Source organism: Novosphingobium aquae (assembly GCF_037572715.1).
Taxonomy (GTDB): Bacteria; Pseudomonadota; Alphaproteobacteria; order Sphingomonadales; family Sphingomonadaceae; genus Novosphingobium; species Novosphingobium aquae.
In genome coordinates this window covers 123442-136942 of sequence record NZ_JBBHJY010000010.1, presented here as the reverse complement: position 1 = coordinate 136942, position 13501 = coordinate 123442, and the positions used below count along the sequence as shown (strand labels likewise).

The window sequence follows — 13501 nt, the reverse complement described above, 5'->3', positions numbered from 1 at the left end:
TCAATTTTTCAAGGATACGAGAATGCGCAAATTTTCGATGTTCGCCATTGCGGCGCTCGCAGCACTCGCCGGCAGCCACACCGCTTTGGCCAAGCCTGCTCCGGTCAGGACCCCGGCAGTGGGTGCAGCAGTCAAGGACTGTTCGTCTTGTCCGGAGGTCATCCGCGTTCCCGCCGGCTCCTTCATCATGGGAGCAAGCATCGAGGAAGAGCGGCGCCACGGCATGTCCGAGGCCAATCTTGGCCGATCAATGCCGCTGCGCAAGGTGACCTTCGCCAAGGGGTTCGCCATGGGCAAAACCCCGGTAACTGTGGCCCAGTTCCGCTCCTTTATTGATGAAACCAAACACCCGACGTCCGAATCCTGCTTCAATCAGCGGTATAATGACGGCCACTTCATCTACGAAAAGGCGCGCGGCTATAACTGGCGCTCGCCTGGGTTCCCGCAGGATGACAGGCACCCGGTCGTCTGCGTCTCAGCCGAAGATGCGGAGGCTTACGTGAAATGGCTGAGCAAAAAGACCGGCAAGCGATACGCTATCCCGAACGAGGCTCAGTATGAGTATGCGCTGCGCGCGGGCACAACCACTTCGTTCTTCTGGGGCGATAACCAGGATGCCACGGCCTGCCTCTATTCGAACCAACCGGACTTCGATCAGGCCGATGAGCTGAAAGCACCGCGCGGCCCTGAATACCGCTTCCAATGCTCGGACGGCTATGCCTGGACCTCGCCGGTCGGCATTTACAAGCCCAACCCGTGGGGGCTCTACGACATGCAGGGCAACATCTGGGAATGGACAGCGGATTGCTGGAACAACGATTACAACGGCGCGCCCACCGATGGATCGACCTGGACCACCGGTGACTGTGATGCCCGGCCATCGCGCGGTGGTTCATATGGCAACGCTTCGCATTCGGCCTTTGCAGGCATCCGCGCGCCGCGCAGTGCCAGCTATACGGGGCACTCGTGGGGCTTCCGCGTGGTGAGGCTCGACTGATGGTGGATTCCGCCCACCTCATCACTCAGCGTGATCGTATCCCTTCGGCCCGCTATTACGACGAAGCCTTCTTCGCCTGCGAAAAGGACCAGCTGTGGCAGCATGTCTGGCAACTCGCCGCACGGCTCGATTCCATTCCCAATATTGGTGACTGGATCGAATACCGCATCTTCGAAAAAAGCGTGCTGGTCGTCAATACGAAGTCCGGGGTGAAGGCATTCCATAATGCCTGCCGCCACCGCGGTGCCCGCCTTGGCAAGGATCATGGCAATTGCGCCAAGACCGGGTTCATCTGCCCGTTCCACGGCTGGCGCTGGGACATGGAGGGCGAAAACACTTTCGTTTACGGTCGCCACATGTTCGCCGAGGATGCGCTGGACCCGCAGGATCTCAGGCTCCCCGAAGTACGCAGCGAGATCTGGGGCGGCTGCCTGTTCATCAACTTCGATGATGCCGCGCCCGGCTACCGCGAAACAATGGGGCCGATCCTCGACCGCTTCGATGCGCACAACGCTTCCGACCTCAAGACCGAGTGGTGGTTCGCGACCGAGCTGCCGGCCAACTGGAAGGTGGCAATGGAAGCCTTCATGGAGGGCTTCCATACCATGAAGACCCACCCGCAGCTGCAGCGAGCGGCGCCGGTGATCTACAATTCGATGTATGGCAACGACACCGGCGGCCTCGGCCTGCCGATCGATCCGTCGATGAGCGTTCGCGAGAATGTCGCCAGCCAGATCCGTCACATGGAGCTGCTCAGCGAAGGCATGGCCGGCATGATCCATGCCAAGGAAGTGGAAATCGCCCGCAGCCTTGCCGACGTCGACTTGCCCGATGACCTCCAGACAGGGGTGATGACCTGGTATGGGATGTTCAACGCCGAAGTGACCCGCCGTCTCCGCGAGGCCGGGGAGGATGTTCCCGACCTCAACGCGGTGAAGGTGTCGCACTATGTTCACCCGATCGAGTTTCTCTTCCCGAACTTCTTCCTGCTGCCGATGGCCTCCAGCATGTCTTCCTATCGCATCCGGCCGCTGACCGCGGAGACCTGCGTATTCGAGATCTGGTCGCTGACCCACTTCCCCAAGGATAGCGATCACGTTTCCCCGCGCCAGCCGACGGTTTTGCCTTGGGACAGCAAGGAATTCCCTCCGATCCCGCAACAGGACTATGCGAACATACCCGAACAGCAAATCGGCCTGCATGCCGGAGGCTTTGACTTCATGCGACTGGGCGAAAACATCGAAGGGCTGATCGCCAACTACCAGAAGATCATCGACGGCTACCTGACCGGCGTGCCGCCGGAAAAGCGCACCGCGGCAATCCACCAACTGTGCAACAACTTTGATGGTCCGGTCCTGGACTTCGGGTTCTGAAGAGAGGCGTTGCGTTGACCGACAAGCCAAAGATGCCAATGGGCTCCCAGCGCCAACCGTCGATCGCGCGCGAGGAATGGACGGACGAGGTGCTTGACCTGTTTGGGGTGCTGGAAGGTGATTGGGGGCGTGAGAACGGGTCCAAATACAACTACACGCACTGGCTCGCTAATCACCCGGTGCTGGGCACAAAATTCATGCAGTTCAATCTCGAACTGACCACGGGCGTGTTCCAGCCTCGGCTACGTGAGCTGATTGTCTTGCGGGTCTCGAACCGCTTCAAATCCGAATACGAATGGAACCTGCACGTCCAGATTTCTGCCCAATATGGCATTGGGCCAGAGCAAATCGCGGCAGTGCAGGTCGGTCCGTCCGATCCGCTTTGGACCGAGGCCGAGCGCCTGTGCCTCAGGGCCACCGATGCCCTGTGCGACAAGAACGATATCGACGATGATCTGTGGGCTGCGCTTGCTGCCGAGTTCGACCGGAAGGAATTGATCGAACTCCTGTTCCTGGTCGGCACCTATTCGATGCTTGCATGGATTCTGAAGTCCGTGCGGCTCCCATCCGAGGATTTGAAGGCAGCATGGCACTGAACGAAAAGCGCTTCGATGGGCGGGTCGCCATCATCACCGGAGCAGGCGGCGGCCTTGGCCGCGACTATGCTTTGTTGCTGGCGTCGCGCGGAGCACGGGTTGTGGTCAATGACCTGGGTACCAGCCGTCAGGGCGAAGGCGCTGACATCGGCATGGCTGCAGCCGTGGTTGCAGAAATCCGCGCTGCGGGCGGTGAGGCGGTCGCGAATGGTGACAGCGTCGCTACAGCAGTAGGCTGCGCCGGGATCGTCAAGACTGCGTTAGATACCTGGGGCAAGGTCGACATCCTGATCCACAACGCCACGATCAATCGCCGCGGCCCGTTCCGGGACCTGTCCTTTCAAGATTTTTCTGCCGTGCTCGACGTGCACCTGTCGGGCGCGTTCCACCTCGCCAAGGAAGTCTTTCCGAGGATGTGCGATGCCGGCTACGGTCGGATCGTCTTCGTCGCCTCGATCGCCGGCCTCTATGGCGAACGCAATGTTGCCGCCTATTGCACGGCCAAAGGCGCGATCAACGGTTTGTCGAACGCGCTCGCGCTAGAGGGCCTGGATCACGGCGTCGGCGTCAACTGCATCGTCCCAGCTGCGAAAACGCGGCTGGTCGAAGGCCGTGATGTTGAGGGCTTCCCACCATGGGGACCAGAACTGGTTGCGCCGGCCTTGGCTTGGCTGGCTCACGAAGACTGCAAGGCTTCGGGCAAGCTTCTGGTCTCGCTGGCTGGGCGCATGGCTGAGGCGTTCCCTGCGGAAACGCGCGGCGTGTTCCAACCCGAATGGTCGATCGAGGATGTTGCTGCGCGGTCCGACGAAATCTTTGACCGAGCTCACGTCGAAACCTTCAGCTCTGTGCCCAGGGGCTTCCACGAGCACCTGGGCTTCAGTTTCGAGATGGCGCGCGCTGGGACAGCGAACGACTGATTGGACTTGGAATTGGCGATGTCACCGACATAGGTGTGGCAGGCGAAGGCATTGCAACGAATTGCGCACTCGATCTTTGCATGAACCCGTCTTTCCAAGCCCGCAAAGGGTCTTTTTGGTAAGCCAGATCGGGCCAAGGTCTATAGAAGTCCACGTGACGAGTGGTCCTCATTTGACGGACGAAATTCTCACTTTTTTCGGACCACTTTCCACCCGCATCCAAGCAGCGAACAAGTCAAGGTGCACTCACCAACATCAACGTGAGTCAGCACATGAGCACCAATCTCTTTCTTGCCTTCAGCCCTGAATCTTCGGTTCCCCTGCACATCGTGGCGCGCGATCTGAACGAAGCCGCTCAAGCATAGCGGACACCGTCGCCATTAGCTCATGACGGGAGCAGAAGCATATGTGATACAATGCTGCGATACAAAACAAATAATTGGCGCATAAGTCATTGTATTTTATAGTGTGGTGAGCCCTGCTGGGTTCGAACCAGCGACCTACTGATTAAAAGTCAGTTGCTCTACCGACTGAGCTAAGGGCCCTTACCACGCGGGTTGCCCTAGGGGAGTGGGCGGGGTCGGGTCAAGCGGCTGTGGAGGTGCCGAAGCGTCAATATGCTGATTGGGTCGCGCCAAGTGGGCGCGAGCAACATTCCGGGGCCCAGTACGAAGGGGCGCGCGCGCAGGTGGATGTGGGGGATGGTGAGGCCGGGGACGTCATAGGCGCCGCCGCTCCACATGGCGATGTCGAGATCAAGCACCCGTGATCGCCAGGCCTGGCCCATGCGGCGGCGGCCGAAGGATTTCTCGATGGTGTGGAGATGGCCCAGCAGGTCCTCCGGAACCAGCCGCGTTTCGATCAAGGCGGCGGCATTGGCATAGCGGCGCAGCGATGGGCCGACGGGGGCGCTGTCCATCACCGGCGATGCGGCGAGCAGTTTGAGCCCCTTCCCGTCCAGCGCGGCAAACGCGGCGGCGAGTACTCTGCGCGGCGAACCGTGAACCGGATGGCGCTGATTCGAGCCGAGCGCGATCAGGTAGCGCTGCGCCGCGCTGCCCATGTGCTTCAGATGTCCTGCGCGATGCGGGTGTAGAGTTGCGGCCGGCGATCGCGGAAAAAGCCCATGCCGGCACGGTGCTTTGCAGCCCGCGTCAGATCGAGCGTGCGGACCAGCACACCGGATTCCTGCGCGCCGAATTCATCGGTCAGGTCGCCCCATTCGTCGCTGATGAACGAGTGACCGTAGAACGCCTGCCCGCCTTCGGTCCCGATGCGGTTGGCCGCGACCACCGGCATGCAGTTCGACACGGCGTGCCCCTGCATCGCGCGGCGCCACATGCGACTGGTGTCCAGATCGGCGTCATAGGGTTCAGAGCCGATGGCGGTGGGATAGAACAGCACTTCGGCACCCATCAGCGCCATTACGCGGGCGCATTCGGGATACCACTGGTCCCAGCAGATGCCTACGCCGACTTTGGTACCGAACAGGTCCCACACCTTGAACCCGTCATTGCCGGGGCGGAAATAGTACTTTTCTTCGTAACCCGGGCCATCGGGGATGTGGCTCTTGCGGTAAGTGCCCTGCACCTGTCCGTCCGGGCCGATCATCGCCAGCGTGTTGTAGTAATGGTGCCCGTCGCGTTCGAAAAAGCTGGTCGGGATGGCCACCTTGAGCTTGGCCGCCAGCGCCATCATCGCCTTGACCGAGGGATGTTCGGCCGTGGGCCGGGCGAGCGCGAACAGGGCCTCATCCTCGACGGTGCAGAAATAGCGGCCGGAGAACAGTTCGGGCGGCAAGATTACCTGCGCGCCTTTGGCAGCGGCTTGCTCCACCAGCGCGGAAACGGCGGCAATGTTTTCGCCCTCATCGGCGGAACCGAGCGGCAATTGCAGGGCGGCGACAGTAAGCGTGCTCATGCCGCCGCCCCTAACATTACTTGCGCTTGCGGAACAGCAGGGTCATGCGGTCGCTCTCACCGATGGCCTGGAGCCGCACCTTGTCCGCTTCGCTGGCTCCGTCGAGCGACGGCGGCAGGGTCCACACACCGCCGGGCCAGTTGGCCGGGTCCCGGCGGTTGGCATTCGCCTCGCTCTTACCGACGAAGGTGAAGCCGTTGACTTCCATAAATTTGATCACGTCCGCTTCGCGCAGATAGCCTTTCGACCCATCAGCATAGCTGAAGGGTGCGTCAGGCCGGGCGCGGTGCTGTTCGATGCCGATCATGCCATCGGGCTTGAGCAGGTCGCGCATCGCCTTGATCTCGCGGTCGGCAATGTTCCAGCGCATCAGGTTGTGCATCATGCGCATGACCAAAATCCGGTCAAAGGTGCCCTTTTCGCTGTCTGGCAGCTTTTCGAGCGTCATCGCGGCGAAGCGTTCAGCCGGAAGCCCGGTGGCAGCGGCAACATCGGCGGGGTACTTCGCTGCCCCCGCGCGAATGCCTGCCTGGCTCTTTTCGTTGAACTGCCCCGAAGTGGGATCGAAATAGAGCCCGACGAGCTTGCCCCTGCCGCCGAGGTACAACCCCAGCATCCGCGAATACCACTCACCGCCTGGGGCATATTCGCCCACCTTCATGTCCGGAGCGACCTGAAAGAAGGTCAGCGTCTCGGCCGGGCGGCGATACTGGTCGCGCGCACGGTCCTTGTCACGCAGCGGGCTGGCGACGGCAGCAGCCAGTTCTGCCTTCATCGCCTTGACCTGAGCCGGAGCGGGCTGGGCAAGAGCAGTCGCAGCAGGAAGGCAAAGGGCGGAGGCAGACAGGGCGATAAGCAAGCGGCGCATGGAAACTCCCTAGGTTTTTTGAACGCCCCCTGTTTAGTTGCAGCCGCAACGATGACAAGCACCAAGCTGCTCCCTATCTATCTGTCAGTCAGGACGAAAAAGGATCGAACGCGCAATGGCTGAAGCAATTTTCGCAGGCGGCTGCTTCTGGTGCACCGAGGCGGTGTTCCGCTCGATTGCCGGGGTCAGCGGTATCGAAAGCGGCTATATCGGTGGCGCGCCAGCAAACCCGACGTACAAGCAGGTGTGTAGCGGCCAGACCGGCCATGCCGAGGCGATCCGTATCGAATTCGATCCTGAAATCGTGACCTACGCCGACCTGCTCGACATTCACATGGCGACTCACGACCCGAGCCAGCTCAACCGGCAGGGCAACGATGTCGGCACGCAATATCGCTCGGCGCTTTTTCCGCTGGGTGATGACCAGCGTGCCGAGGCGCAGGCCGGGATTGACCGCTGGAATGCCAGCCATGGTGGCACTGCGGTGACGACCATTGAAGGGCCGGCCACGTGGTATCCCGCCGAGGATTATCACCAGGAATACTGGGAAGGCGAAGGCCAGCGGAACCCCTATTGCCTCGCCGTGATCCCACCCAAGCTGGCCAAGTTGCAGGCTGGTTTTTCAGACAAGCTGAAGTAGGCGCAACTGAATCCTGCCCATTTTCACGAAGTGCGAATGGGGAGGATTTATTTGCGCCAGCGGGCGATGAAGAAGCCGTCCATGCCGCCCTGTTCGCAGAGCATTCCGGGATCGGTGCGAAGCCAGCCGTCGGTGCTGGCGGCGATGCCGGCGGGCAGCTCGTCCGCCGTGATCGGCCACGGATCAAGGGCCACACTGCGCGCTTGTCCCTCGCCCTCGTCAACTTCGAGCGAGCATACAGCATAGACCAGCACGCCGCCGGGCTTCACCCTTTCAATAGCGCGGGCGATCAGGCGGGCTTGCAGTTCAGCCATTTCGGCAATGTGGCGCGGGGCGATGCGGTGGAGCACGTCGGGATGGCGGCGGCAGGTGCCGGTCGCGGTGCACGGTGCATCCAGCAGCACGGCGTCGAAGTGCACATCGGGCTGCCAATCCAGCGCGTCAGCCGTTACCAGCTCAGCCTCCAGGCCCACGCGGGCGCAATTTGCCTCAACCCGTTCGAGCCGCTTGGCGCTGATATCCAGCGCGGTGACTTTCCAGCCAGCGGCAGCGAGTTGCAGCGTCTTGCCCCCCGGGGCCGCGCAGAGATCGAGCACGCGGCGGCCTTCTCCCGCACCCAGCAGGCGTGCGGGCAGGCTGGCGGCGAGGTCTTGCACCCACCATGCGCCCTCGTTGAACCCTTCAAGGTTCTCGATCGCATCGCCGCGAGGCAGGCGGACTTGGCCGGGCATGAGCGACACGCCGCCGAGCTTCTCGGCCCATTCGGCAGTGGTTGAAGCATCGCGTAAGGTCAGATCGAGCGGCGGCGGGTTGCCGAGCCCCTTGGCAATCGCATCGGCCCGCGCGCCCCAACGCTTGGCCACTTCGGCCGGCAGGCTCGGCACATCGGGCAGCGCCGCGCCGCGCTTTGACAGAGAGGAGAATACGCCGTGCGCCAGCCTGCGCGGCCCGCCGGTCAGCAGCGGCAAGCCCGTGGCGATCACCGCATGCGGCGGCGTTTCGAGCCGCAGCCAGCCGGCGATCATCAACCGCAGCACGGAGCGCACCTTGGTGTCTTCGTCCAGCGTCTGGTTGGTCGTGCTGTCAATCAGCGCGTCGAGATCGGTCAGCCAGCGCAGCGCCTCGCTCGCCAGGGCGATCGCCAACGCCCGGTCAGGCCCGCCGACGATGCCCTGACAGGCATTGTGCGACGCCTGCTCAATCGTCTCCCCCCGGCGCAGGACGGCATCGAGAAGCTTGAGCGCCGCGCGGCGGGCGGGAAGGCCGGGAATATCAGACATGGGCTGGCCCTAGGGGAGATTGGCCCGCGAGATAAGCCCCTCCCTCGCCTATTCGTCATCCTGAACTTGTATATGGATCCATGGCGCACAACGCGCGCAAGCCTTGTTGCGGTCAACAACCGAGCCGTTGCACTTCTCTTCTTGCACCTTGCGCCAGGCCTGATGGAACCTGCAGCACGAAGACGTGCTTGCACAAACAAGTTCAGGATGACGAGTGAATGGTGAGGTGGTAGCCTGCCTCCATGACCCAACGCGCCACCCAACGCCCGGCCGACTTCGTGAAGCCCGCGCACTGGACCAACGAACCCGCGCCGAAACCCGCTCCATCAAAGCAGCAGGGCCCGGAACCCGATGGCCTGTCCCCCACCCGCTACGGCGACTGGGTGAAGGACGGGATCGCGATCGACTTCTAGATCCACCCGGCCAGTTCGCGCCTGACAAGCGCCTCGATCATCGCCATGCCCGGCTCTTCGGCGTTGAGGCAGGTCAGCACGGCATAGTCAGTCCCGCCCGCCGCGACGAAATCTTCGCGGCCGCGGATGCCGAGTTCCTCGATGGTTTCTAGGCAGTCGGCAGAGAAGCCCGGCGCGGCCAGCGCAATGCGCCTGGTGCCCTTCTTCGCTTCCTCGATCAGCACCAGATCGGTCGCCGGTTCCAGCCACTTGGCCTTGCCGAAACGCGACTGGAACGTGACTTCGACGCGCACGTCGCCCCAGTCCTTCGCCAGAGCTTCCGCCAGCAGGCGCGCGGTCTTGCGGCATTGGCAATGGTAGGGATCGCCAAGGTGGAGCGTGCGCTCGGGCATGCCGTGGAACGACAGCAGCAGTACCTCCGGACGGAACGGCAAGGCCGCAAGCTGCTGCGAGGTGTCCTTCGCAAGAGCCTGAATATGCAGCGCATCATCGTAATAGGGCGGGAGGGAGCGGATCGCCGGCTGCCAGCGCATCGCCTTCAGCGCCGCGCCGACCGCGTCCATCGCGCTTGCCGTGGTGGCCCCGGAATACTGCGGGTACATCGGCGCGACGAGGATGCGGTCGCAGCCTTGGTCCTTTAGCTGCTGAATCTTTGCCGGAACCGATGGATTGCCATAGCGCATCGCCCAGTCGACCTGCACGCCCTGCCCCATCCGCGCCTGCAGCGCCTTGGCCTGCGCGGCGGTGATCGCGGCGAGCGGCGATCCGGCGTCGGTCCAGACCTGCGAATAGGCATGGGCAGACTTCTTGGGCCGCGTGTTGAGGATGATCCCGTTGAGGATCGGCCACCAGACGAGGCGCGGAATTTCCACCACGCGCGGGTCCATCAGGAATTCGCCGAGGTAGCGCTTCACCGCCTTTGGCGTCGGCGCATCGGGTGTGCCGAGATTGACGAGCAGAACACCGACGCGGCCAAGCGCGATGGGGGGGTGGCCTTCGGGCAGGGTCATTCGGCTTCCTCAAGCAGCGGCAGGCGGCGGAAACGGTAGCCGGTGGCCGAGAACAGGGCATTGGCGATGGCAGGGGCGATGGCGGCGACGCCCAGTTCGCCGGGATCGGCGGGCGGCGCGGTACTGTCGAGCAGGTCGACCTCGATCGTCGGCATCTGGCCGAGCAGCGGCAGGCCGAGGCCCGACAGCCGCCCGACCAGCGGCAGCCCCTCGGCATAGGCGGTCGACGAACCGACCGTGAGACCAAGGCCGTAAACCAGTCCGCCTTCGATCTGCTGCAGGGCAATGTCGCGGTTGATGACGCGGCCAATGTCGACTGCGGCGGAAATCTTGTCGACCAGCACGCCGCCTTCGGGATTGCGCCGCGCAGTGACGATCACGGCGATGCGTCCGCCGTGATCGCCGCCGATGTGGTGACAGGCGAGGCCTTGGCCGCTCGCATCGTGCCCACCGTTCCAGTTGGCGAGGCTGGACACGCGCAGCAGGCAGGCAGCAAGGCGCGGGTCGCCGCCCAGCATCTCCATGCGATAGGACAGCGACTCGCGCTTGGCGGCGTGGGCCAGTTCATCGATGAAGCATTCGGTGAAGAACGCGGTGTAGCCATGCGCCTGCCCGCGCATCCGGCCTGCCGGTAGACCCGTGGCCACGGGCACGTGATCGAGCGAAAAGTTGGCCAGTGCATAGGGAGGCACGCCGCCTTCGACTGCCATGGCGTCCGCCGCGCCGTCGCTCTCGCGCATCGCGGTCTGCGGGCTTTCGCCGTCGAACAGGCGGCGACCGAAGGCCTTGCCAGTTGCAGGAGCAGCGATGCGGGTTTTCCAGCCGGTGATCTGTCCGCCCGGTTCAGCGAGCTTAGCCCAGAGCACGGCAGCCGCTGGCGTGCGTGGCAGGGTGGCCAGATGTTCCTGCCAGCGCGACCAGGTCAGTTGAACCGGCTTGCCGACCTCCCTAGCGATCAGCGCCGCCTGCACCGCATGGCGATGATCGAGCCGCGCATCGAAGCTGCCGCCGGCCGGGACCGGATAGACGATGACGTCGAGAGGCTTGATCCCGAGAGCCTTGGCCACTGCCTCGCGCGCGGTCTGCGGGGCCTGTGCGGCGATCCACAGTTCGCAGCGACGATCTCGCAGCCGCGCAGTGCAGCTTGCGGTTTCGAGCGTGCCGTGAAGCGCGGGCGAAACATCGTAACGGGCAACGAGGCTAGGCTTGCCCCCGATGGCATCGTCGGGGTCGCCCTCGATAAAGATACGCTCGGTAATGCCCTTGCGAACAGCCTTGTCGAGCGCGGTGAACAGGGCTTCGCTTTCTACCGCACTCCGCGTGGCGAAACGGGGCGAGAGCACTTCAAGCGCGTGGTTGGCCGCCCACCAGTTGGTCGCCACCGCCGCCAGCCAGTCCTCGCCCGGTCCCTTGATCAGCCGAATGTCACCGGAGAGGCCTTCGATCCGCTTGGTGTCGTATCCGGCAAGCCGCGTCTCGCCGACCGGGCCATGCGCCACTGCAGCAAAGACCATGTCGGGCAGGCGCACATCGCCGGCGAAATTCGCCATGCCTGTGACCTTGCTCGGCCCGTCGAGCCGAGGGAAGCGATTGGCCTCGCCCAGCGCCCGGCCCGCGCCGCGTTCATTGGGCAGTTCGGTGCGGACGGTCGGGCTGGACGGCGGGGAAAGCGCGGCGGCGTCCTCGGCCAGTTGCCCAAAGCCCAGCCGCTGCTTGCCGTGACTGGCGAACCCGCCCTCGATCTTCACTTCTTCCGCCGAAACGCCCCAGGTGTTGGCAGCCGCTTCGGCGAGCATTTCGCGTGCGGCTGCGGCGGCGATGCGCAGCGGCTCTTCATAAGCGGTGACGCTGGTGCCTTCGGCCGTCACGGTGAACTTCCCGCGTTCGGCGAAACTGCGCGCAATCGCCGGATCATCGCCCTTGGCGAGACCAGCGACGGCCGGCATCCACAGCTCGGCCCACTGCGCGGCGAGCGGCACATTGGCATAGGCACCGCTTGGCGGGGCGGGTTCGACGGCGACCTGACGCCAGTCCGCGCCAAGCTCCATCGCGGCGATCTGGGGCAGCAGCGAGGTCACCCCCTGCCCCATTTCCAGCTGCGGCACCGCGACCGAGACCATGCCGTCCTTGCCGATCTTGAGCCATGCGCCAAAGGCCCATTCGCCCTCGCGCGGTTCGAGCGGCAGGGGAAAGGTTCGCGGCATCAGCGCATAGGCGACGATCAGGCCGCCGCTCACCGCTGCTCCCGCCAGAATGCCCCGCCGCGTTACCACTCATCACCCCCGAATTCGTCATTGCGAGCCGCAGGCGAAGCAATCCAGAGCCGTTGCACGCAGCCGCTCTGGATTGCCTCGTCGCTCCGCCCCTCGCAATGACGAAACGGAGGATGACTGATCAGCATCGAGGCCGACGCAAGATCAGGCATCAGCTGTTATCAAGCCATGTCAGCACGCGTCTGGCAATGGCGAGGAAGGCCTGCCCCTCGGGACTATCCCCGGCGGCGGGGGGCTGACCGGCGTCGCTATCCTGCCGGATCTTGATGGTCAGCGGGATGCGGCCAAGGAACGCCTCGCCCAGCCGTGCCGCTTCGGCCTCAGCCCCGCCCGAGCCGAACGGATCGGACACCTCGCCGCAGTGCGGGCACATATAGCCGGCCATGTTTTCGACCACGCCGATTATCGGGACGCCCGCCTGGTTGAACAGCTGCATCGCGCGGGTGGCGTCGATCAACGCGAGGTCCTGCGGGGTCGAGACGATCACGGCGCCCACGGGCTTGTGCCGCTGGAGCATGGTCAGCTGCACGTCACCCGTGCCGGGCGGCAGGTCAACGATGAGAATCTCGGTATCGCCCCAGTCGGCATCGATCAGCTGGCCCAGCGCGCCGCTCGCCATCGGCCCGCGCCAGGCAATTGCCTTGTCACCTTCGATAAGGTTGCCCATCGACAGGACGCCGAAACCGAACGGGCTTGGCACCGGGAACATCTTGCTGTCCTTGGCACGCGGCTTGATTCCTTCGGTCTGCAGCAGGCGCGGCTGCGACGGACCGTAGATATCGGCATCGACCAGCCCGACCTTGCGCCCCAGCCGCGACATGGCGACCGCAAGGTTGGCCGACAGCGTCGACTTGCCGACCCCGCCCTTGCCCGATCCGACCGCGATGATGCGGCGCTGGACCTTGTCCGCCGTCATGGCAACACGCACTTCGCTGACTCCCGGCTGGCCCATCAGAGCCTCTCGCAGGGCAGCCTCGGTGCGCTCGCGCTCTATGGCGTCGAGACCCGATACGTCGGCCACCACGGTCGCCACGCCATCGGCCAAGCGCAGCGCGGTGACGCGCGCCTGCAGCGCGGGCGGCAGGGCTGCCTTGAGTTCGTCGCCAGTGCTGCCGGTCATTGTCACGCCTTTTTTGCTATCCGGACCTGCCCTTAGCCGCAGAATGATATGCTTGGAACTGCCCGAAGGGGCAAAATACCCGTGCAAAAAT

13 protein-coding genes and 1 tRNA gene are annotated in these 13501 nt (G+C 63.7%); 6 read left to right on the top strand and 8 right to left on the bottom strand.

The annotated features are described in order from the left end of the window. Positions 1 to 22: 22 nt before the first annotated feature. The 4 genes from WG900_RS17685 to WG900_RS17670 are packed head-to-tail and all read left to right on the top strand — an operon-like array spanning position 23 to position 3886. Entirely contained in the window at positions 23 to 997 is a 975-nt protein-coding gene (locus WG900_RS17685) for a formylglycine-generating enzyme family protein (protein WP_339969267.1), read from the top strand. Beyond that, complete coding sequence (locus WG900_RS17680; RefSeq protein ID WP_339969265.1) at positions 997 to 2370, top strand: aromatic ring-hydroxylating oxygenase subunit alpha; 1374 nt, start codon at positions 997 to 999, stop codon at positions 2368 to 2370. Before WG900_RS17685 ends, WG900_RS17680 begins: the two co-directional genes overlap by 1 nt. Positions 2371 to 2384: 14 nt before the next feature. Further along, on the top strand, positions 2385 to 2966 hold the full coding sequence (locus tag WG900_RS17675; RefSeq protein ID WP_339969263.1) for a carboxymuconolactone decarboxylase family protein: 582 nt from the start codon (positions 2385 to 2387) through the stop codon (positions 2964 to 2966). After that, complete coding sequence (locus WG900_RS17670) at positions 2963 to 3886, top strand: SDR family NAD(P)-dependent oxidoreductase (RefSeq protein WP_417598441.1); 924 nt, start codon at positions 2963 to 2965, stop codon at positions 3884 to 3886. The genes WG900_RS17675 and WG900_RS17670 overlap by 4 nt, the downstream gene beginning before the upstream one ends. A 469-nt stretch (positions 3887 to 4355) precedes the next feature. On the opposite strand, the gene WG900_RS17665 is transcribed toward WG900_RS17670, so the two are convergent. From WG900_RS17665 to WG900_RS17650, 4 genes are all read right to left on the bottom strand, one after another. Then, positions 4356 to 4431: transfer RNA gene (locus WG900_RS17665), tRNA-Lys, on the bottom strand. Between the two features lie 17 nt (positions 4432 to 4448). Next, positions 4449 to 4949 carry a 2-amino-4-hydroxy-6-hydroxymethyldihydropteridine diphosphokinase gene (gene folK / locus WG900_RS17660; RefSeq protein WP_339969260.1) on the bottom strand — a complete coding sequence of 167 codons (501 nt, stop codon included), beginning with the start codon at positions 4947 to 4949 and terminating at the stop codon, positions 4449 to 4451. Positions 4950 to 4954: 5 nt separating this feature from the next. Continuing rightward, entirely contained in the window at positions 4955 to 5806 is an 852-nt protein-coding gene (gene aguB, locus WG900_RS17655; protein ID WP_339969258.1) for an N-carbamoylputrescine amidase, read from the bottom strand. Positions 5807 to 5822: 16 nt separating this feature from the next. Beyond that, positions 5823 to 6674, bottom strand: coding sequence for a class I SAM-dependent methyltransferase (locus tag WG900_RS17650; protein ID WP_339969256.1), 852 nt, complete (start codon positions 6672 to 6674; stop codon positions 5823 to 5825). A 115-nt stretch (positions 6675 to 6789) separates the two neighbouring features. On the opposite strand from WG900_RS17650, the gene msrA reads away from it, so the two are divergent. After that, positions 6790 to 7314, top strand: a complete 525-nt coding sequence (gene msrA / locus WG900_RS17645) for a peptide-methionine (S)-S-oxide reductase MsrA (RefSeq protein WP_339969254.1) — start codon at positions 6790 to 6792, stop codon at positions 7312 to 7314. Positions 7315 to 7361: 47 nt separating this feature from the next. Here msrA and WG900_RS17640 read toward each other — a convergent pair whose 3' ends face one another. Beyond that, a complete protein-coding gene (locus tag WG900_RS17640; RefSeq protein ID WP_339969252.1) occupies positions 7362 to 8594 on the bottom strand; it encodes an RsmB/NOP family class I SAM-dependent RNA methyltransferase in 1233 nt (410 codons plus the stop codon). 242 nt (positions 8595 to 8836) lie between these two features. On the opposite strand from WG900_RS17640, the gene WG900_RS17635 reads away from it, so the two are divergent. Continuing rightward, the gene (locus WG900_RS17635) at positions 8837 to 9007 is read left to right on the top strand and encodes a DUF1674 domain-containing protein (protein ID WP_339969250.1); all 171 of its coding nucleotides are present in this window, start codon (positions 8837 to 8839) and stop codon (positions 9005 to 9007) included. Here the strand turns inward: WG900_RS17635 and hemH are convergent. From hemH to WG900_RS17620, 3 genes are all read right to left on the bottom strand, one after another. Then, positions 9004 to 10017 carry a ferrochelatase gene (gene hemH / locus WG900_RS17630; protein WP_339969248.1) on the bottom strand — a complete coding sequence of 338 codons (1014 nt, stop codon included), beginning with the start codon at positions 10015 to 10017 and terminating at the stop codon, positions 9004 to 9006. The genes WG900_RS17635 and hemH overlap by 4 nt on opposite strands. Continuing rightward, a complete protein-coding gene (locus WG900_RS17625; protein ID WP_339969247.1) occupies positions 10014 to 12254 on the bottom strand; it encodes a molybdopterin cofactor-binding domain-containing protein in 2241 nt (746 codons plus the stop codon). Before WG900_RS17625 ends, hemH begins: the two co-directional genes overlap by 4 nt. Positions 12255 to 12441: 187 nt before the next feature. After that, entirely contained in the window at positions 12442 to 13410 is a 969-nt protein-coding gene (locus WG900_RS17620) for an Mrp/NBP35 family ATP-binding protein (protein WP_339969245.1), read from the bottom strand. Positions 13411 to 13501 lie beyond the last annotated feature (91 nt).

What these genes read in the sequence shown, in the direction of transcription:
- WG900_RS17685 (WP_339969267.1), top strand. Translation starts at nt 23, where the DNA reads ATGCGCAAATTTTCGATGTTCGCCATTGCGGCGCTCGCAGCACTCGCC.
- WG900_RS17680 (WP_339969265.1), top strand. Translation starts at nt 997, where the DNA reads ATGGTGGATTCCGCCCACCTCATCACTCAGCGTGATCGTATCCCTTCG.
- folK (WP_339969260.1), bottom strand. Translation starts at nt 4,949, where the DNA reads ATGGGCAGCGCGGCGCAGCGCTACCTGATCGCGCTCGGCTCGAATCAG.
- aguB (WP_339969258.1), bottom strand. Translation starts at nt 5,806, where the DNA reads ATGAGCACGCTTACTGTCGCCGCCCTGCAATTGCCGCTCGGTTCCGCC.
- WG900_RS17650 (WP_339969256.1), bottom strand. Translation starts at nt 6,674, where the DNA reads ATGCGCCGCTTGCTTATCGCCCTGTCTGCCTCCGCCCTTTGCCTTCCT.
- msrA (WP_339969254.1), top strand. Translation starts at nt 6,790, where the DNA reads ATGGCTGAAGCAATTTTCGCAGGCGGCTGCTTCTGGTGCACCGAGGCG.
- WG900_RS17640 (WP_339969252.1), bottom strand. Translation starts at nt 8,594, where the DNA reads ATGTCTGATATTCCCGGCCTTCCCGCCCGCCGCGCGGCGCTCAAGCTT.
- WG900_RS17635 (WP_339969250.1), top strand. Translation starts at nt 8,837, where the DNA reads ATGACCCAACGCGCCACCCAACGCCCGGCCGACTTCGTGAAGCCCGCG.
- hemH (WP_339969248.1), bottom strand. Translation starts at nt 10,017, where the DNA reads ATGACCCTGCCCGAAGGCCACCCCCCCATCGCGCTTGGCCGCGTCGGT.
- WG900_RS17620 (WP_339969245.1), bottom strand. Translation starts at nt 13,410, where the DNA reads ATGACCGGCAGCACTGGCGACGAACTCAAGGCAGCCCTGCCGCCCGCG.